The organism is Exiguobacterium sp. 9-2, assembly GCF_036287235.1.
GTDB lineage: Bacteria > Bacillota > Bacilli > Exiguobacteriales > Exiguobacteriaceae > Exiguobacterium_A.
Genome location: NZ_CP142850.1, coordinates 1,706,910 through 1,726,291, shown reverse-complemented (window position 1 = coordinate 1,726,291; position 19,382 = coordinate 1,706,910). Strand labels below are relative to the sequence as shown.

The window sequence follows — 19,382 nt, the reverse complement described above, 5'->3', positions numbered from 1 at the left end:
GAATAGGGAATAAAAATATAAGGAAAAGAATCAACAGGAAGAATGAAAAACAAAGGAGGCTTCAACCATGCAGACGATACAATTCATGCAAGCGGAACATGAACGACGATTCGATCTGTTGTGGAGACGCTTAAAGCCGAAACAACGAGAAGATTCAGCGATGGTCTCGATGCTGTATCTCGCAACAGGACAGCCACAAGTGCTCGAACGATTCTCGGATTATTTCTTTCCGGATAGTGGTGAGTTTTTTGATCGTGAATTTCTGTCAGAACCCTATCCAAGTCCAGCGTTAGAAGCAATCATCCACTTGATCGTACAATTATATAATGGGCGAACGACGATAACGATCATCGAGTTGATTGAACGATTGGATGAACAACAGATGTCGCTTGTACTCGAATCGATTAAATTACGGGCTTACGGGTGTCAGATGCTACAAAAAGTCGCGAAATCGTAATGGTACACGTATATGAATCCGATCGACGAAGAGATTTCCTGATTCGTCGGTCGGATTTTTTATGATGGAAGAAAAGTTGTAAGTTCAAGAATCGATGAGAAGATGTTCGTAAATCAGAGTTCAATAAAATAAATCGTCCTGAAAATAAAAGCTAAGTTTATTCACGAAGAACTAATTGAGGTGGGTGACGACTGGAAATAAGATGAAAGTATCAGTAAAAGGTGGTTTATCTATGGAAGGAGTGACATCATGCAGCTCAAAGAATCGATCTACTTTCACTCACCGATCTTCATCCAAAACTTGTTGACGACTTTACAAGGACGTCGCCTGTTCCACGAACGATATGGTCCAGCCTATCAACAACGCCTACAAGAACTGAAGCAGAAGTTAGGACGACCGAATGACATACGGGCGGAACAGTTGCATCGATTAAACGACTTCCTTTCTTTTTGCCAAACGCATAGTCCGTATTATCAGGAATTGTTTTCCTCTCTTGCGTTAGAGCTCCCTCTACGATCGATTGACGAACTAACACAAATTCCTCCTTTGACGAAAGAAATCTTACGACAACAAAATGAGGATGTCCATGCGCGCGTCCATGCTCCGATTCTCGGGAAAACGGGCGGTACGACCGGCAAATCAATTCAAGTCCATTACACGAAAGAAGACATGCAAATCCGCATGGCGCATCTCGACTTTTTCAAATGGACACATGGCGTCGATCAAGGGATGCGCCGTGCGAGTTTTACCGGTCAAATGCTTGCCTCGCCTCAACAAAAGGCACCGGTTTATTGGCGGACAAACAAAGTCATCAATCAAATGTTATTCTCGATCAAAAACATCAATCCGAAAACCGCAGCTGCATATATTGAACAACTCAATCGGTTTCAGCCGGAATCAATTGATGGTTTGCCTTCAGGAATGATCGAAGTTGCACGATACGCTAAAAAATATGGTTTGACTTGCACATTTCGTCCAAAAGCGATTTTTCCGACGGCTGAGATGATGACGGCAGAAGAGCGAGCACTTGTCGAGGATGTTTTCCATGCGCCAATCTATGATCAGTATGCGTCTTCAGAAGGGGCTCCGATCGTCGCGGAATGTCCGTATGGCAAAAAACATTTACATTATGAGATGGGAATCATTGAACGCGATGAGGATGGCGAAATTCTCGTGACGAGCTTCGATACGCACGGCACACCACTTATTCGCTATCGAGTTGGAGATCGCATGACGCTCAGTCAGGAAACGTGTCCTTGTGGTCACCAAGGTCAGATCATCGCTTCGATTGACGGACGAGGACGAAGTTTCATCCAATTACGAAATGGACACCGTGTCTTTGAAGGGGAGCTCTCAGGAATCGTTCGAGCGTTCCCGAACTGTATCGAACGTGTGCAATATATTCAAGAGACGCGGGATGAGATTGTGTTATTGTATGTACCAGATGAACGGTGCTTCGAAAAAGAACACGAGAAGAAACTCTTTTTCGTTCTTGACCGATTGTTTGAAGGACAACTGAATGTCGTCATGCGTGCCGTACCCGAAATTCCGAAAGAAATCAGTGGAAAGACGCTACTGATTAAGCAACAGTATGTATGACATACGAAAAGGTGAGATCGCCGATGATCTCGCCTTTTCGTATGTCCTGAAACCATCAGTCGCGCGGACGCACCGGAATCCAGATGGCAGATTGATAATCGGCGGCAGACGGGTCGCCTGCCGAATAGACTTCGAGTTCTGCATGAGGTAACGGCTCATAACCATGTGACGGAAGCCATTCTTGGTAGATGCGGTGCCACATCTCTTGAATGGCGTGCGGCATCGGACCGACAACTGGGAACGTCGCCCAAAGACTCGCCGGAATCGTCATCGTTTCCTGACCGGGCAAGACTTCCGTTGTCGTCGTCGCGATCCAATAATCCATCGATGCTTCGGTGAAATTGGAGCAGACACCAATCACACCCTCAATCTGACCGTCATTTTGTTTGAACAAGGTAGCATCTTGACCGGAATGATTCACATCATTCCAAAACAATGGAATCAGTTGTTGTTGGGCACCATCTTGCGTAGGGAAATGTTTTCGCCATCCTGAAATCTGTAAAGCAGGTCGTTCGATGAGTTGATAATCCATTTGATCCAGTCCCTTCAAAGTCACCTGAATGCTCAGGCGGTTATAGGCGTGAACCCGACGTCGCTCGTTTCTCATCAACGTCGGGGAACAACCATGCTGACGTTTGAAAGCTTTTGTGAAAGCTTCCGGTGTCTCATAACCAAAACGTAAGGCAAGATCGATGATTTTTTCGTCCGTCTGTGTCAATTGTTGCGCAGCAAGCGTCAGACGTCGCCCTCTGATGTATTCCGGTAAGGTCATCATCGCAAGTAAGGAAAACGTTCGTTGTAAAGTATACGTTTGCATCTGAGCCACGCTTGTCAAAACGTTGAGATCAAGCGAGTCTTCTAAATGATCTTCGATATAGTCAATGACGCGTTGAATCGATTCGAGCCACATCTTGTCACCTCCTTGTTTTCAGTATAGTAGAGCGTTGATCATCGGACCTGTCCAAGGTGATATCAATTTGTCAGGATGCATGTTCCCTTGTATTTGTCATATTCTTGTCAGGTACATAGGCTATCGTAGAGACATCGAAACCGTTACTTCCCTTGCGAAAGGACGTGATGACACGGGTATCAAAGAGCAAATCTACAATCGCTCTCCTCTATTTCTCCAGCACCTCTTCACAACCCTCTATGGGTATCAATTGCATCGCGAACGTTATGGACCGGTCTATCAAGAACGGTTTCGGATGCTCCTCGAACGAGAACAATCGACGATCGACGTCAAAGCGGAACAACTTGACCGTTTAAATGACTTCCTTCGCTTTTGCATTGAACACAGTTCCTATTATCGTCAGCTCTTCATTTTGCATGGTATTATCCTACCGTTAAAGGACCTATCCGAACTAAAACATATTCCGGTACTGTCAAAAGAAATATTACGAACGCACATGGAGGACATTCAAACAGATGTTGTTGCGCCAATTATAGGGAAAACGGGCGGAACAACAGGCACATCACTGCAAGTACGATATACGATACCGGATATGCAAATTCGAATGGCTCATCTGGATTATTTTAAGGCGACCCCCAATGTCTACCGTGGCATGCGACGGATCAGCTTTACGGCACAGGATCTCGTACCCGAGCGTCAACAGACGGACGTCTACTGGCGGATGAATCGAGCGGCGAATCAACTCTTATTCACGGTAAAACGATTATCCCCACGGACGATGGCAGCGTATCTTGAAGCCATCGAACGTTTTCAACCAGAAACAATCGATGGTCTTCCGTCAGCGATGATTGAACTCTCCCGGTTTGCGAAGCGAGAAGGGATCCGCTTGACATGTCAACCGATTGCGATTTTTCCAACGGCTGAACGAATCGACGCGGAAGAGCGCCAGGTCATCGAAGAAGTGTTTCATGGACCAGTTTTTGATCAATATGCATCGTCTGAAGGAGCACCAATTGTCTCGGAATGTCGACTTGGTCAAAAACATCTGCATCATGAGATGGGGATCATCGAACTCGATACAGACGGGGAGATTCTCGTGACGAGTTTTGATACACACGGCACCCCCCTCATTCGCTACCGGGTCGGAGATCGGATGACGCTCAGTCAGTGCACCTGTTCCTGTGGTCACCCGGGACCAATCATCGAATCAATTGACGGAAGGGGGCGGGCGTTCATCCAAAAACCGGATGGTCAAAAGATTTTTGAAGCGCAACTGTCGAGTATCGTCAAACATTTATCAAACAATATCGAGCGTATTCAATATGTCCAATCGACGCCGGATAGCGTATCGATCTACTACGTTCCTGACGCGGAGCGATTCAGCCAATCAGACGAACACCTTCTGATGGAGCGTCTGTACCGTTTATTTGGTCGTGATATCAAACTTGATGTCCAAGCCGTTTCATATATCGATGCTGAGGAAAGCGGAAAGATTTTGCTCATTAAATCAAGCTTAACAGGATAAAAGAAAGAGGTTGACCCAAAAAAAGAATGACGTGTCTTTTCACGCCCTGTCTTCAGGCGAGACACGAGCCAGTTTTCCTGTAAGAGTTGCGTGAAACACGTCATTCTTTTTGTTAATTCTTTTTGTTATGAGGTAAGGGTGGCAGATCATTATTTTACCACCCTTATCTTTGTAGAAACTGACTTTTGAGTCAGCCCCTTTCTAATTTTTTCTCACCATACCTCATGTAAAAGTAAAAAACATCTCCGCTGATAGTATTTCTAAAGATGTACCACGTTAAAAGTGTTAAAGTGCCTCATTGATTTAGATTTTTTTCGATATCCCTTACCTTTTGTAAAAGCCATTTTTTATTTTCTTTGTCTTTTACGATGATGAAATCTTCTGTTCCTTTAACAGCATAGATGGTGGATCCGACTGAAAAGAGATTCGATTGACTGTTCGCTTGGGGCATTTCGTATGCTTTTGTTTTCTTTAGTATCGTACTAATTTTTTCTCCTTGTTGTTTAGATGCGTCCAATTCAGCTTCTGTTCCGTTATATTCTTTATTGTTCACAATGACGATCATGGCATAACTAGTTTCATCCTCTATACCGGTTTGATTGCATCCGAATAAAAATCCAATGAACACAATGACGAATATCCTTTTCATCGGAACCTCCTTATATGAGTATTTGTTGAATGGTAACGTAAATTCATAATAGGTAAAGGTCGCTTCCTTTACCAAATATAAGGTAAAATAAGGAAAAGGAGGAATGTAGATGAAGCCCCAGATTTTACTGTTAGGCATGTTCCATCTTGATCGACCGGCAAATGGTGATCTGATTCGTCCAGTAATTTTTGATGTCGCATCAGAGAGACGGCAACAGGAAATCAAGGAAGTCGTCGTTCGATTAAACAGATTTCAACCGACATGCGTTGCTCTTGAAACGTCACCTGAACGCATAAGTGACCTGCAACATACATATGACACCTATCAACACGAGAGTGATTTAACCGCTAATGAACGGCAACAAATCGGCTTTCGCCTAGCCCGGATGGCAGGATTAGCACAGTTGCATGGAGTCGATTGGAACGAAATCGTACCAGGCGTACCGGATTTAGGAATAGTCCGTTCACATCATCCGGAAGCTTTCGAGACGATCGTCACTGCTGAGATGAAGCGGACTGAACAGTTAGAGAACGCGATGGAGCAGTTATCCTTTTCCGAGTGGCTCGATCGATTGCACGCTGAAGAGACGATTGCAGCGTCCGCTAAGGTCTACGATCAAATCGAACAGCTGGAAAACGGGCGAATTTGGATCGAACGCTACTGGCATGCCCGTAATCAAAAGATTGCCGATCGTCTACTGCAACTTGCCCAGACGACCGAGCGAATCGTCTGTTTGTACGGTGCTGCGCATCTTCCGCTATTAAGACAATACTTAAATGAATCGAACCAAGTTGTAGTGATGACATGGAGCGATTGGAACAACGATAAGGAGTGTATGTAAATGCTATTTCACTACCATATTTGGACACCACATTTGGAGGAAACAGAAGCCTGGTATACAGCACGCGGGTTTCACGTTTCTCAGCGCATTGGAAAGAAAGATGGAGAGTTTTCTTCGTTTAATCCACCTCTGACATGGAACGATTTTCGAACGGATAAGATTGTGTTTCGGATCATTGAAATGAAACGCGGGGCAGTGAACGTGACTATCGGGTACGGGAAGGTCATTCGCTTCGACCACATCGGATTTTTGATTCAATCAGATGACTTGCAAATGATCCTTGACCGTGCAGAAACACTTTCATTTACAGTCCAACCGAATGAGCGTCGGACGTTTTTGCAGACACCATACGGATTACGGATTGAACTGCAAATCCATGAAGATGCGATTGCGGATACTGATGGAACGACACTTGAGCGTCTGATCCTAGCGACGCCGCTCGAAGGATTAGAGGCGGATTTAGCGAAACTGTTCGATCAACCGGTTCCGCAAATCCAAACCGTCCGCGGAGAGAAGACCGTCTTGCAAGAAGCAGTCTTTTCCGACGTATCGCTAGCAGGTACGGATCCGAACGGTGTTCAGCTCGTCTGCTCATAATCAACGAAGACTTTGATCGGGAGATCGGTCGATGCCATTAAGGCAGCGAAGCAGTTGGCGAGCTCCGAAAACGAAGTTTCTTGTTCGAACAAAGCAGGTAATGTCGCGTGACGATCGTTGGAAAAAAGCCAGTCTGCATGCTGCCGGTAGTTCCAACCGTCACTCGATGCAATGATCTGAAGTTCCCTTGCGTGAAACGCGGGCGTCAACGTCAAAGATTCACGGTTGCCGTCCGATAAGACGCAGATTGCACCATGAGGACGGACAGCGGATTGAAGTTCGGCAAAGGCCGCTTGACGCCCGGAACATTCGATGGCGGCGTCATACGTGTCTGAATCCGGCGTGACGATGTGTGCGCCTAATTGACGTGCTAATTCAGCTCGGGAGGCGAGCGGCTCGATGATATCTATCTGGCGAACGTTAACGTAATGCCGTAAGTAATGTACCGTCAACAAACCGATCGTACCCATTCCAGAAACTAAGACTCTCGCGTCGGGCGTCAATGTCAGTTTTCGGACGCCTTTTGCCGCGTCACAAGATAGAATTAGTAGCAAGGCTTCACGTGGTGAGACATAAGCAGGAACCAAAATGACCTTCGACTCAGGTACGACCGCTTGATCTTGATGACCATAGAAGCCGACGACCCGATCACCGGGTTTGACGGTTTGGACCGCTTCACCAACAGCAAGCACCTTACCGTAACTTTCATATCCGGTCTCGAGCGGATAGTTATAGCTGGTTTCAGTCATGTCTTGTTCTAGCCATTGCGGAAGTTCGGCGCCGATACTAATGGCACCGGCAAGGGTGCGGACGTGGACGTCATGGATGCCGAGCGGCGGCAGTTCCCGAACGAGATAACCGGGCGTCTTCGGCTCCACAAGACAGCAAATCGTTGTAGTGTTCAACATATGAACCTCATTTCATTATTGGATTGATTACATATAAATTAAGCATATACCACTTTACTTGTAAAATATAACAATTCGAAACCAGAAATGAGGTAGAATAAGTAAGGGAAGGGGGAGGTCGAATGGAACCATTATTGATTTTAGCATTGCTCGTGTTCGCATTCTTGACGTATCGGTATAGTAAAATCCTCGTCCGAAAAGATATCTCTACCGCAAACAAACGACTCGCGATCGTCTTTTATTTGATTGCTGTCAGTGCACTCGGCGCTGTCGTCTATTTTAACGTATAAGGAGGATCATCCATGCACTCAACAACAAAACGACGAATCGGTGCGTATATCATCAACCAGGCTGTCTATCTCGGACTTTCCGTCGTCATCGAAAAAACGGTATTACGACGTGTGAAGTCAGAAGTCGTTCACGCCGTCGTGACACAACCGACGATCAGTTTTCTAGGAGAAGTCGCGCAATTAAAACTGTTGAATGGAAAAACGATTGGTGGTCAGATCTGTGGTATTCAGGTCGAGAGCGAGAACGGATTGCCGTTGACGACGAAACAAATCGTCCGTCGAACAGTTTATCGCGATACGGTCTCGTTGTTTAAGATTCGACCGTACTGGAAACCGTTTCTCGAGAACGGACAACGATTACCGGAAGATGACTTTGCGAGAACGATCGTCCGCTTGAACCAGGAGAAGCTAAAAAATGAAGCTTGATTTTCATGTCCATAGCGTCCGCTCCTCTCACCCAACAGGAGCCATTCTACTCTACCATGGTTGGGGCGGTACGGCTGTTTCTTATCTAGAGTTTGCACGACAATTATCTGAAGAAGGGTTCGATGTCTTTATCCCGGAACTTATTCGACACGATCAACGTGAACCGTTTGATCATCCGTTTGATCCAGAAGTATCGACGACCTATTTTTGGACGGTCGTTGAACAATCGATCAAGGAAGCGATAGCTATCATCGAACAATCAGGTTGGCATGTTTCAGATGTGATCGCGATCGGCGTCTCGATGGGTGGGTTCATTGCCCACGGAATCATGGCGCATTTGCCGATTAAAGCTCTCATTGCGATCAATGGGGGCGGTGCCTTTCTTGAAGCGGAGCATCAATTCCGCACGCGCGACGGACGACCTGCTATCAAAGAAACAGATGTACCATGGAAGATCGATCCGATCGATGTGATGGATGAGCGTCCGCGTTTGCTCCTGCACGGGGATGCTGATGACATTATTCCACTATCAATCCAGCAGTACTATCACGTAACAGCAGTTCAAGCAGGTATGACGCAAACGACTGAATTATGTGTTTTTCCGGGTGTGAATCATACTGTGACGGAGGCGATGATCGAACAACTGATTGTCTGGGTGAAGCAAGTCAAACTTCAAGGGGCGACAGATGGACTATATACGTTTTCTCCGCAGTAAGGTCGGTCAGGAAAAAGTGATGTTGAACTTTGCAGGTGGCATCGTCTTCGACGAAGAGGGACGCATTCTTCTACAAAAACGGCGGGAGCAACAAGCGTGGGGCTTTCCCGGCGGCGCACTGGAACTCGGAGAGTCGATTGTCGAAGCAGCCAAGCGTGAGATTTTTGAAGAGACCGGAATTCATGTCGCGATTGAACGTTTGAGTGGTGTTTATTCGCAGTACGAAGAGATTTATCCGAATGGGGATGTCGCCCAACCAATCGTTCATTTTTTTGTTTGCCAAGTCAATGGAGGACAGTTAACGATCGACTCCAATGAATCATTGGACATTGCCTTTTTTGAAAGAGACCAGATGCCAGAACTCTATAGCGACTTGCATCAAGTCGCCTGGAACGATTTTTTGACGGAAATGGGTCCGGTCTTTCGATAATGAAAAACATCCTTCTGATTTTGACGTCAGAGGGATGTTTTTGCATGCTACACGTTTAGCGTTCGAATCCGCCTTCGGAATGAATGACTTGTCCGGTCACCCAGCCACCGTCTGGACTAACGAGGAATTGAATCAATCGTGCAACATCTTCCGGCGCACCGATTCGCCCAAATGGAAAACTAGGTTTAAGCGCTGTCCGTGTTGCTTCATCCATCCAAGTCGAGTCAGTCGGACCCGGATTGATGGCATTAACGGTGATACCAAGCGGTGCTACGGCTGCCGCATACGTCTTCGTAAATGTTGACAATGCACCTTTCGTCGTAGCGTACGCAATCTCGTCAGGCATTGGACCGAGGTCTTGTCCGGACGTCAATTGGATGATACGACCGGAAGTTAGATGTGCTTCAGCAAATCGCTTTGTAAAACGTGTCGCGAGTAATAGCGGTGCCCGGAGATTAACGGCATAGTGTTGGTCGAGGCTTGCTGCATCGAGCGTTTGCCAATCTGTCATTGTCGAATGAGCAGCGTTATTGATCAGGATGCTTGGTGCTCCAACATCTTCTATGCGTGCGAATAACTCGTCAGCAGCATCTGATTGACTTAAATCAAGTTCAATCGCAAGGACTCGGGCACCTTGATTTTCGAGTTCGGTTGTAAAACTAGCCGCCCAATCCGCTGTTGCTTTAAAATAAGTAAAGACCAGGTCATGTCCGGAAGAGACAAGTTGGCGGCAGATTGCAGCTCCGATGTCGCGTGTCTGACTGGCACCGGTCACGATGGCAATCGATCGTTTTGTCATATATATGCTCCTTTTAAGTAGATGGATTTGTAAAAATCAAATGTTTACAGAATCAGTATAACGGAATGAAGAGAAGAAGAGAAAGCGTTATCATGATTTAACATACTAAATAATTGCATGTTTATACCCAAAGTGTGGTAAAGGAAAAGTGTACAAAATCATTCGTTAAACAGTTAGGGAAGGGTGAATCAATCATGAAAGCAATCGTCTTATTCGATGGAGAATGCAATCTCTGTGACGCGAGCGTCCAGTTCATCTTAAAACGAGACCAGGGGTACCATGATTTTGCATCGTTACAAGGGGAGACAGGGCAAGAACTCGTAAAGCGCCACCATCTCCCGGAAACGATTGACAGTGTCGTCGTAATTGACCGGGGTGTACCGTATATCAAATCGGATGCTGCGTTACGGATTGCCGGTCATTTAGGAGGTGGATGGCGTCTGTTGAGAGTGCTTCGCATTGTTCCACGTTCACTCCGAGATCGCGTCTATGATTTCGTTGCAAACAATCGTCATCGTTGGTTTGGACAAAAGCAGCAGTGTGCACTGCCATCTCCGGAGACACGTGCTCGATTTCACGACTAAATATGAAAAACCGCGACGAATCGGTCGCGGTTTTCTTCTGTTCATTAGTTGGTCACATGCAACCAGTGACAACTTGGCAACGGGTTGCCGAGGAAACTTAAACCTAAATCATGGGCTTGGTGGATTGTTTCAAAACAATCGTCTCCTTCATCCAGATATACTTCATGGTGCGGTGATTGGAGATGTGTTCCTGCGATACGCCAAAGATTTGAATGATGCGCTACCTTGATTTCGTAGTCGATATTAGGTGAGACGACGAGCGGATTGCCGACAGAGTGGTGGAGCGTATATCGTGTTGGTGATTGATCTGATAAATAGACCCGCTGAGTCGACGCTACATCTTCTCGATATAACTGATGACGAGCATCAAAAGATCGGGTAGGGTTTGCTTGTTTTGATAGTTGATGAGTAGTTTCACCATCAAATGTCAGGACTTCTGTAAAGGTACGATACTCTTTTGAAAAAGGTGAATATTGTCGCGCATCGCCTTCGAAATAACGATGCGGAGAAAACGGATTCGGGTTCATGAGAATCGGAGGAGCAATGAACGTCAGTACACGCAATCGGTAAGAAGAAACCTTCGTATGTGAAGCGGATAGCGGGTACAAAGAAAAATAGAGCACGAACTGTTCGAATTCTCGTTCCCGGTCTTGTTCCTGTTTTATCTGATTCGTAACGCGGGCGAACGTCTCAATCATCCGTGCGAACGGCATCGATTTTCTGGAAATAGGACGGAGCACCCGGATTTCGAAACGTGTAAATTGTTCAGGGTTAATCGTTCCTTGCCATTCAGGTGACGCAGTTTGACCTAATCGATGCCCATCTTGAAATACCGTATAATGCGATACCTCTGGGATTTCACCCCACAACAGTCGGACAGCATGATCTTGTTGGATCAGGACAGTCATTTTTCGGTTCCAGAACAAATCATCTGTACTTGAAACAAGAGCGGTGACGATACGTGTCTTCGAATCTGAATCGATCAGTTCGAATGACAAAGGCTCAAATAAAGGAAGTGTCTCCGTTTGATAGCTATTCGAGTTCTGAATGAAACACGGTCTACCATTCAATAAGAGACGGACGTTACTTGTCCCTTCCCAGGTGAGACAAACAGTTTCTCCACTTTGTTTGATTTGAATATGATTGATGTCAATCATGAGACTGATCGCTCCTTACACGAATTCTGAAAGAAAACCCCTTCCACTTCAAAATCAGAAGGGAAGGGGGAACGTCATAGTAAGCCTTTAGCGACTTCTAGTTTTTCTTGATCGTGTTTTAATTGTTTTTTCAAGTCATGCGCGTGATACATCTCATGATCGATCATGTATCCGGCGATTGCTGCGTGAGTCTGAATGGCTTTGTTCAGCTGTTCAGTCAAGACTTTTCGAACGTCAGGAGAAGCCGTTTCCGTAATTGCAACAGCATAAGCGCGGACAAGTGATTTGCTGCTGATCAAGAAGTCTGTCGCAATCAACTCGTCGCGTTTTTTACTGGGACGGCTAATGGATTGAAGAGCTTCATTCATGCAAACCGCCTCCTTCATGATCTGCCAATAGCTTTTGTAAATCGTTTAATGCTTGTTCGCTATCTTTGATGTCTTGAGCAATCAATTTTTCAAGCGTCTCATCTTTGACGAAAGAACGTACGGCAACAGCTTTAACGAGACAGGCTTGTTTCATCGTCATGATTTCATGGATTTCGAGTGTTTCATGGATTGCAAGTGGTGATTTAGCCATCGATCTCACTCCTTATCATGTAACATACGTTTGACAGTATCTTTGACGTTTTGCATTCCTGTTTTTTCTGATAGGTCGTGGTGAAGTTTGTGTGCCGGTACCTTCATGTTCGGAATATTTCCTTGCGGTGCAGGATTTTCTAGATGAACGAATTCACCGGTTCCATCCTGCGCTTCCCCTTGAGCCCAGCGACCTTCTTTTGAAGCTGTGCCTTCCGATAGGTCCCAGAACTCATAAGCATGCGGTTGCGCTTCCATCTCATCTTCCGGTGCGAAAGTAGCAGGCACGACAACTCCGTTTTTCGTCTCCAGTTCTTCGATCGCAGCCATCCATTGATACTGATGATACCGGTCGCGAGCGAGCATCTTACGGAAGGTAGCGCGAACGCCTTCATCCGTCGTCATATGATAGAGGCGAGCGACCTGAAGACGACCTTGTGATTCAGCATGTAGATTCGAACGCATGTCTGCCAATAAGTTACCGCTCGCGACGATATAAGATCCGTTCCACGGAATGCCGTTGGCGTTCGATGGCAGTCCACCGAGACCGCTGACAAGAAGATGCTGTGGATTCATACCCCCGAGAATTGCTGCCGTCGCTGGATCTTTGGCAGCTTCTGCCTGATCATCCGGTGACGCCCCGTCGAGCAATTGAGAAATGAGGGAACACAGCATTTCAACGTGCCCGATTTCTTCCGTCCCGATATCCATCAGCATATCCTTGTACTTTTCTTCACCACGGCAATTGAAGCCTTGGAAAAGATATTGCATCATGACCGTCATCTCACCGAATTGTCCACCGAGTACCTCTTGCACGGCCCGAGCAAGCTTTGGATCGGGTCGATCAACCTTGACTTCGAATTGTAATTCTTTTTGATGGCGAAACATGAAAAGACCCCCTTTAAGTTTTAAACATATGCGAGTTACACATGTTATATACCTTAATCAGTTTCTTTCAAACCTGTTTTACCTTATTTTTCGATAGGTTGAAGTGAACGTTTAATCAAAGAATGACTTTTAGGATCATTGATCCACTCAGTGATGTTGTTAAAGATGAAGGATGTCTCGTTCAAGATGGACCGTCGCCATTGCTTGCTTTTAGGGATGTAAAGTGTGTCGAATCGCTCTCTAATCCGTCGAGGGGCAACTGCTTGATTGAAAAAGAGACGATTTTCATCAATCGTTGCTTTTAACGTTCGGAGTAGGGCAAAAGGGTGCTTTCCAAGCGTCCCACATTCTACGGTTAAACCTAAAAAACCGATGTGCCGCTTTTTTGTTTCTTCATACAGATAATTTAACCATTCTCCTTCGATTGCATAAAACTGTTGATCTCGTGGTTGATCGACGATCGGATAACGTGTGTATGCTTCTACCTCCTTAGCGTGTCGTGGATCTTCCGATGACATGACGAGTTGGACTTGACCCGCTGGTCCATAACCCGTATGGCAGTCGAGCATCACAACATGTTGGTAAGCAGATAGTGTATCGACGAGCCGACTTAACACATCGGAGAAGTAAGCGTCTTGCGTATGTCCGCCATAATAGAATCCGGTCGGATGCTTGAATTGTCCAAGTGTCGCAGCCTTTAAAAAAGCGTGTGGACCTAGACGAAGCAAGTCGTATAAGACATGCAGTGTAAACGGTATATAATCCAGACGCCGTCCTGAACCTGACCGTTTTATAAACAAAGATTGCAACTCATCAAAACCCGGATTGCGTAAATCTGCCTTTGAAAAATCGTGAATCGCGTTTCGATTTAAATTGAGGTTATGCTGTGTTTCTTTTCGATGATGTTTCATCCCATATGCATTAATACCATGGATCAGCAAAATATCGACTTCTCCCGTATTTACCTGTTTCATATGGTCTGATAAAAACTGAAGCTGCATGGCACTCCCTGCGTACCCTTCGATTCCATGTAATCCACTGGTTAAGATCAGTAATGTTGAATTATCACCGGACTGGCCGTGCCACCAATCGGAATAGAGTGACGCTTGTTGTTCCAGTGAATCATGCGTTAGCTTCGGATAATGCTGAGAAAGAATGTGCTGTGCAGTCTCATTGAAACGTTGGCGTGCTGATTCATACGTTCCAGAAAAATAATGAAGCATGGTTATTCCTCCTTATTCATCAAGCATGAACTCGAGGAGCAATCCAGTGATAATGTCGAACTGAGAATTTCTAAGGCATGATCTTTTGCGACAGCGGTTTCTGCTGCGGTACAGTCTGCAGGGACATGAATGGCATATTCCCGCATATAGGCGTCATTTGCTGTAAATAAGATACACATATCGGTCGTTAGCCCGGTGATAATAAGACGCGAGACATCCAAATGCTTCAATAAAATATCGAGCTGAGTACCGAAAAAACCTGAGTGCTTGGGCTTGATGATGAAGTAATCATCCTCTTCTGGATGCAGTGCTTCGATGAGTACATCCCCAAGACCCCCGCGGCACTCATCAATGATTTGAGTGACGTTTTCCTGCCACAGACCAAAATTGTCATTAACGTAAATCACGGGAATATTTTGACGTTTACAATGTTGTTTTAATTTTGTGAGTGGTGAGAGGATAGGGAGCGTTTGTTGCATTAACTGCTCAGCTCCTTCAAAATCCATCTTATTAATGACGTCAATGATCAATAATGCTGTATTTTCTTGAACAGTCATGGCGGACTCCTCTCATAAAAAAGTGACTAAATAATGATAAGGCGAATAGAGCTGGGCTTTTGAGATAAAAATCTCGGAAGGGGAGGCTGATTCACGGGCTCCCCGGACATCAATTAAACAGCGATAAATAAGTGATTCCAATTCAGCGATGAAATCAGAGTATTGATACAAAGCATCATTCAATCGTCTTTTGCGGTGATCCTCCATCAAGACGATGCAGGGGTTGGTTTCTTTCAGTGCCATTGCACTGAAGACAGTTTTATGCTGTTTAAAATCTTGATTTAAACAGTGAACGATTTGATTTAAATCAGCTTCCACGTTCTTCACTTCCTAGTTGTAGATTATTCATACTGTTATTGTACATGTTATTGGTTGTGTTCCACTCTTCATCACGAGGTAAACGGATAAAAAAGTCAGATCCTTTTCCGATTTCTGAATGAACGGTGATTCTCCCACCATGCGCTTCGATGATTTCCTTACAAATCGGTAAACCGAGACCTGTTCCTTGAACTTGGAGGTGGTCTGCTTGTTCGACACGGTAATACGGATCAAAGAGGTAGGGAAGATCTTGTTTTGGGATACCATATCCGTCGTCGCTAATGGTGATGACGATTTCAGCTTCACAGCACGCTAACGAGATTTGGATATTTGAATCAACGGGAGAGTATTTTATCGCATTATTTAAGATGTTTAATAAGACCCTCCGGATTTTTTCTTGGTCAGCCGTAATCAGGCAAGGACCGTCAGTTTGGATTTGTAAATGATGCGTCGATGTCGCAACGTTCAACCACTCTGTTAACTCGATGAGCATATGTTCGATGCAAAATGATTCTAACTGATAGGATTCTTTTTGATGACTAAGTCGCTGATAATCTAGGAATTCGGTTAACAGTTGACTGAGTCGCTGTGTCTCACTCCGCATGGTTTCTAAATATTTTCGCTGTTTTGAAGGAGATAACGACCGGTGTAACATTAATTCACTGAACCCTTCGATGGATGCAAGTGGCGTTCGAAGCTCATGTGATAAAACCGAAATGAAGTTTTGCTCCTTTTTAGCATGGTTGACTTCAACTGTGCGTTCACGAAAAACAAATAGAATACCTTGACGTTCGGGTAAAAATTCTGTGTAAAGTCGTAAATGACGATCGTCTGGCATTGAAAAATCCTGAGCTGGAATAACTGATGCGTGGTCAAAGCCTGCTTTGATTTGTTCGACATATGCATATAACGCCTCTGTTTCGAGAATCAACGGTTCGAAGGCTTCGATGACGAATGCTAAGTTTTCAGATTGGTTTTCAGAAGGTGACCAGTTCGGAAATAATTGATGAAACACGCGATTCGTAAAGATATTCGTATTCGTCACATCGACGAATAAGATAGCTTCTCGTAAACCATTTAAAATGCGCTGAATCAATTGATGGTGTTCTTTTATACGGATGTCATCAAGCAATCGCATCAACCCGATATTTAATAAATGAGTCGTTTTCTGAAGTGCGACAGTCTCAGTAAAACGATGATGAAATTGTAATGTCAATGTCCCGATGAATTTTGACGAACTGTGTAAAGGGAGAGCACACAACGTCAATTGCTCCTTCTCTACTAGATGGATGGATGTATCTAGCTCGGTCTTCGCTTCTAACTCCAGCCGTTCTTGGTCATAAATTGGTTCGTCTGATAGTGCGATATGGACAGGTTCAAAACTCTCCGACTGCGGTGAAAAATAGATATGAGCCGCCCGAAAATGACTACCGATTGCTTGTAGCCAGGTGTGAAGCCCTGAAGCAGATTGATGACGCAAAATTTGAGTGGCTAACTGGTTTTGAAATTGAAGTTGTCGCTTGATTGTTTTTTGTTGGTATAAAGACTCTTGAAGTTGTAAATTAGCAACTTGCGTTTGCTGGTGTTCAAATGCGAGCAACGTTGTCATTTGTTGCATCGATCGCCCAAGTGTACCAATCTCATCGTGACGATTGTGAAAATGATTCTGTTCCAATCGATCAGGCTGTTTTGTTTGATCGACGAGATCGAGTAAATCTGTTCGAAAAGACCGCACAAGTCTTAAAATCAAGTAACTGAGAAGACAAAAAGCGATGATCATCACACCAAAGGCGTAGCGTAATACTTCAGCGGTTCTTTGTTGTAGCGACTGCTGTGCGTTTTTCTCTTCATTATGAATCATTCGAAAGTAGTCGTTAACGACGAAGTCAGACTGCTGAACCAGCTTTTGATTATCCGTAGGTATTTGCAAAGTGACTTCCTGTTCCAAAAATCTTGAAAATTGAACGAGTTGATGCGAAAATCGGTCGTCTGATGGATCTGAATAACGTTGACTGAACGATTCAACGTTTTTTTGTAAACGTTTCAATCTTTTATTGACCTGCTTAAGATCATCTTGATCATTAAAATCGATTTGTTGGACTTGGAGATTGACTTGTTGTGCTTCATTCCAAAGCGTGCGAGCTTGCGTTTTTTGTAATGTAATCTTCTGTGATGAAGTTCGGTGTTGCTCTAGCTCTTTTTGAGCGAAGTAAAATGTCAAGACGCCGATGCTTGCAAAAATTAAGAAGTTTGAAAACAATAAAATATAAAACCGGTGGAACATACTTGATGAGAGCCACTTCATGACTAAACCTCTTTCTAACAAATATATAAACAAACTTGAAACGTACATGTTTAAAAGAATCTTATCATAGACATTGAATAGTCTGAATGATTTACTTCATCGAATTAAAATATCATTTTACTTTTTCCGAGAAATCCCTAGATTTTGACACTTCATATCCTTTAAGATAAAAGATATACATATGTGCAAAATCACTATGAACGACACTTTAAGCCATACTATTGATTGTGAAAATGAGTGAGCTTCTGTACTATGTCTATATAAAGGAAAGAAAAAGAAGGTGAAATGGATGAAGATGACTCGCTCTACGGACTATGCCATTCGTGTGCTTATTTTCGCAGCGTCGCATCCGACTCGACTCGTACAAATTCAAGAAGTGGCAACCCATTATGATATTTCTAAAAATCATTTGATGAAGATTGTCCATTCATTGAGCAGGTTTGGTCTCATCATTTCCGTACAAGGTCGTAATGGAGGTTTCAAATTAGCAAAATCCCCAGAAACGATTACGTTAGGAGAAATCGTTCATTTATTTGAAGAAGTATCCTATCTTGAAAATGTGACAGTTCCAAATAAAAATGGTAGTTTGCAAAACACACGACAAGCGTTCGATCAAGCATTCACGTCCTTTACGGATGCGCTGCAGGCATACACGTTACAAGATTTAATCGCGCCAACGATGAATGACTGATGTAAGAGTCAGAGAGGGATAGATGATCTCTGACTCTTCATCCGTGTACATAATTCAGTCATATAGTTTTTTATCAAATGAGTATGTTAATTATGATTAAAACTAGTATCTTTTATGTTACTATAAACAAGATTCGGAGGCTATTCGAATCTTAGTTTTGAAACATAAACATGTACACTTTGTACTTGTTTTTGTGGTATAACTTTACAGAAGGGAGGTTTTTTTCCCAATTCACCTGCTTGATTTCATACAGGACTCTTACTGTCCATTCACATAAAGGATTAAAGGCATTCGTCCGTTGATCCATGCAAAAGGGAGGGTTTCGGTATGTCCGAAATGACCATCGAAATGTTCGTTCACTTCGTTCAACATTTAGTGCATTCTCCACGATTCATCGTCCAGCGTCAGCATGAACATGAGAACGCCTACATGTTTGAAATTCGAGAGTTGAATCTATCGCAAGTCTCAAAAGCCGTATTGCTTCATAAGACAGTTGATCTTCTCCAGGAAAAGACGTCAGAAGATACACGCGAAACGTTGACGAATGAACTGGTCACTCTATCACAAAAGACATTAATGAAGTCAGATACGATTGCTACACTTAAAGTGCAGTCTACAATAGACGACTCATTGCATCTTACGTTTTCGGAAGACAAAAAGATCTGGTTTTCTGGAAATCTTGATACAGAAGAATCAATCAATCGGTTCACAGAACATTTTCAAAGCGTCATAAATGACGATCGAACGTCTTATTAAATAAAGCAGGTCGAGCCACATCAGTGGTTCGACCTGCTTTTGTCTTACCCTGTGCAGAGCATCAAGACGTTGCCTTAGGAATAAAGTAAGCCAGCGCGCAATGAGAGGAGGCGAAATCGGTATAATAATCTCATTCTTCATACATGTTCATTTCGGCGAGCGCATCTTAATCCCTACAT

24 protein-coding genes are annotated in these 19,382 nt (G+C 44.3%); 12 read left to right on the top strand and 12 right to left on the bottom strand.

The window, feature by feature from the left end; translation table 11 throughout:
- The first annotated feature begins 67 nt into the window (after nt 1–67).
- Together VJ374_RS09240 and VJ374_RS09235 are read left to right on the top strand one after the other, a co-directional pair.
- Nucleotides 68–457: a hypothetical protein gene (locus VJ374_RS09240; RefSeq protein ID WP_329468630.1), complete on the top strand. Its 390-nt coding sequence runs from the start codon at nt 68–70 to the stop codon at nt 455–457.
- A gap of 249 nt (nt 458–706) precedes the next feature.
- The gene (locus tag VJ374_RS09235) at nt 707–2,056 is read left to right on the top strand and encodes a phenylacetate--CoA ligase family protein (protein ID WP_329468628.1); all 1,350 of its coding nucleotides are present in this window, start codon (nt 707–709) and stop codon (nt 2,054–2,056) included.
- A gap of 55 nt (nt 2,057–2,111) precedes the next feature.
- Here the strand turns inward: VJ374_RS09235 and VJ374_RS09230 are convergent, their stop codons facing one another.
- Nucleotides 2,112–2,966, bottom strand: a complete 855-nt coding sequence (locus VJ374_RS09230; protein WP_329468626.1) for an AraC family transcriptional regulator — start codon at nt 2,964–2,966, stop codon at nt 2,112–2,114.
- 250 nt (nt 2,967–3,216) lie between these two features.
- On the opposite strand from VJ374_RS09230, the gene VJ374_RS09225 reads away from it, so the two are divergent.
- Nucleotides 3,217–4,491: a phenylacetate--CoA ligase family protein gene (locus VJ374_RS09225; protein WP_329468624.1), complete on the top strand. Its 1,275-nt coding sequence runs from the start codon at nt 3,217–3,219 to the stop codon at nt 4,489–4,491.
- Between the two features lie 295 nt (nt 4,492–4,786).
- Here VJ374_RS09225 and VJ374_RS09220 read toward each other — a convergent pair whose 3' ends face one another.
- Nucleotides 4,787–5,119: a hypothetical protein gene (locus tag VJ374_RS09220; RefSeq protein ID WP_329468622.1), complete on the bottom strand. Its 333-nt coding sequence runs from the start codon at nt 5,117–5,119 to the stop codon at nt 4,787–4,789.
- Between the two features lie 130 nt (nt 5,120–5,249).
- Here VJ374_RS09220 and VJ374_RS09215 point away from each other — a divergent pair, with 130 nt between their 5' ends.
- Both VJ374_RS09215 and VJ374_RS09210 read left to right on the top strand, forming a co-directional pair.
- Nucleotides 5,250–5,981: a DUF5694 domain-containing protein gene (locus VJ374_RS09215; protein WP_329468620.1), complete on the top strand. Its 732-nt coding sequence runs from the start codon at nt 5,250–5,252 to the stop codon at nt 5,979–5,981.
- Nucleotides 5,982–6,578: a hypothetical protein gene (locus VJ374_RS09210; protein WP_290750932.1), complete on the top strand. Its 597-nt coding sequence runs from the start codon at nt 5,982–5,984 to the stop codon at nt 6,576–6,578.
- Here the strand turns inward: VJ374_RS09210 and VJ374_RS09205 are convergent.
- A complete protein-coding gene (locus VJ374_RS09205; RefSeq protein ID WP_329468618.1) occupies nt 6,560–7,486 on the bottom strand; it encodes a zinc-dependent alcohol dehydrogenase in 927 nt (308 codons plus the stop codon). The genes VJ374_RS09210 and VJ374_RS09205 overlap by 19 nt on opposite strands.
- 122 nt (nt 7,487–7,608) lie before the next feature.
- On the opposite strand from VJ374_RS09205, the gene VJ374_RS09200 reads away from it, so the two are divergent.
- The 4 genes from VJ374_RS09200 to VJ374_RS09185 are packed head-to-tail and all read left to right on the top strand — an operon-like array spanning nt 7,609 to nt 9,347.
- On the top strand, nt 7,609–7,776 hold the full coding sequence (locus VJ374_RS09200) for a hypothetical protein (protein ID WP_308101675.1): 168 nt from the start codon (nt 7,609–7,611) through the stop codon (nt 7,774–7,776).
- 12 nt (nt 7,777–7,788) lie between these two features.
- On the top strand, nt 7,789–8,202 hold the full coding sequence (locus VJ374_RS09195) for an RDD family protein (protein WP_035407525.1): 414 nt from the start codon (nt 7,789–7,791) through the stop codon (nt 8,200–8,202).
- Entirely contained in the window at nt 8,192–8,917 is a 726-nt protein-coding gene (locus VJ374_RS09190; protein WP_290750921.1) for an alpha/beta fold hydrolase, read from the top strand. Before VJ374_RS09195 ends, VJ374_RS09190 begins: the two co-directional genes overlap by 11 nt.
- Complete coding sequence (locus VJ374_RS09185; RefSeq protein WP_056061840.1) at nt 8,889–9,347, top strand: NUDIX hydrolase; 459 nt, start codon at nt 8,889–8,891, stop codon at nt 9,345–9,347. The genes VJ374_RS09190 and VJ374_RS09185 overlap by 29 nt, the downstream gene beginning before the upstream one ends.
- Before the next feature lie 55 nt (nt 9,348–9,402).
- Here the strand turns inward: VJ374_RS09185 and VJ374_RS09180 are convergent, their stop codons facing one another.
- The gene (locus tag VJ374_RS09180; protein WP_156358985.1) at nt 9,403–10,152 is read right to left on the bottom strand and encodes an SDR family oxidoreductase; all 750 of its coding nucleotides are present in this window, start codon (nt 10,150–10,152) and stop codon (nt 9,403–9,405) included.
- Nucleotides 10,153–10,340: 188 nt separating this feature from the next.
- On the opposite strand from VJ374_RS09180, the gene VJ374_RS09175 reads away from it, so the two are divergent.
- Nucleotides 10,341–10,730 carry a thiol-disulfide oxidoreductase DCC family protein gene (locus VJ374_RS09175; RefSeq protein ID WP_290750914.1) on the top strand — a complete coding sequence of 130 codons (390 nt, stop codon included), beginning with the start codon at nt 10,341–10,343 and terminating at the stop codon, nt 10,728–10,730.
- Nucleotides 10,731–10,774: 44 nt separating this feature from the next.
- On the opposite strand, the gene VJ374_RS09170 is transcribed toward VJ374_RS09175, so the two are convergent.
- The 8 genes from VJ374_RS09170 to VJ374_RS09135 form a co-directional block, all read right to left on the bottom strand.
- Nucleotides 10,775–11,887, bottom strand: coding sequence for a hypothetical protein (locus tag VJ374_RS09170; RefSeq protein ID WP_056061832.1), 1,113 nt, complete (start codon nt 11,885–11,887; stop codon nt 10,775–10,777).
- 74 nt (nt 11,888–11,961) lie between these two features.
- A complete protein-coding gene (locus VJ374_RS09165; RefSeq protein ID WP_056061829.1) occupies nt 11,962–12,255 on the bottom strand; it encodes a spore coat protein in 294 nt (97 codons plus the stop codon).
- Nucleotides 12,248–12,466 carry a hypothetical protein gene (locus tag VJ374_RS09160; RefSeq protein ID WP_056061826.1) on the bottom strand — a complete coding sequence of 73 codons (219 nt, stop codon included), beginning with the start codon at nt 12,464–12,466 and terminating at the stop codon, nt 12,248–12,250. The genes VJ374_RS09165 and VJ374_RS09160 overlap by 8 nt, the downstream gene beginning before the upstream one ends.
- Nucleotides 12,467–12,471: 5 nt before the next feature.
- The gene (locus tag VJ374_RS09155; RefSeq protein WP_329468607.1) at nt 12,472–13,353 is read right to left on the bottom strand and encodes a manganese catalase; all 882 of its coding nucleotides are present in this window, start codon (nt 13,351–13,353) and stop codon (nt 12,472–12,474) included.
- Between the two features lie 83 nt (nt 13,354–13,436).
- The gene (locus VJ374_RS09150) at nt 13,437–14,576 is read right to left on the bottom strand and encodes a M14 family metallopeptidase (RefSeq protein WP_329468605.1); all 1,140 of its coding nucleotides are present in this window, start codon (nt 14,574–14,576) and stop codon (nt 13,437–13,439) included.
- A 2-nt stretch (nt 14,577–14,578) separates the two neighbouring features.
- Nucleotides 14,579–15,133, bottom strand: coding sequence for a cysteine hydrolase family protein (locus VJ374_RS09145; protein ID WP_308101671.1), 555 nt, complete (start codon nt 15,131–15,133; stop codon nt 14,579–14,581).
- Between the two features lie 12 nt (nt 15,134–15,145).
- Entirely contained in the window at nt 15,146–15,451 is a 306-nt protein-coding gene (locus tag VJ374_RS09140) for a hypothetical protein (protein WP_329468603.1), read from the bottom strand.
- Nucleotides 15,441–17,756: a sensor histidine kinase gene (locus tag VJ374_RS09135; protein ID WP_329468601.1), complete on the bottom strand. Its 2,316-nt coding sequence runs from the start codon at nt 17,754–17,756 to the stop codon at nt 15,441–15,443. Before VJ374_RS09135 ends, VJ374_RS09140 begins: the two co-directional genes overlap by 11 nt.
- 295 nt (nt 17,757–18,051) lie before the next feature.
- On the opposite strand from VJ374_RS09135, the gene VJ374_RS09130 reads away from it, so the two are divergent.
- Both VJ374_RS09130 and VJ374_RS09125 read left to right on the top strand, forming a co-directional pair.
- Nucleotides 18,052–18,447: an RrF2 family transcriptional regulator gene (locus tag VJ374_RS09130; protein WP_329468599.1), complete on the top strand. Its 396-nt coding sequence runs from the start codon at nt 18,052–18,054 to the stop codon at nt 18,445–18,447.
- A gap of 327 nt (nt 18,448–18,774) precedes the next feature.
- Nucleotides 18,775–19,203 carry a hypothetical protein gene (locus VJ374_RS09125; protein ID WP_329468597.1) on the top strand — a complete coding sequence of 143 codons (429 nt, stop codon included), beginning with the start codon at nt 18,775–18,777 and terminating at the stop codon, nt 19,201–19,203.
- The last annotated feature ends 179 nt before the right edge of the window (nt 19,204–19,382 follow it).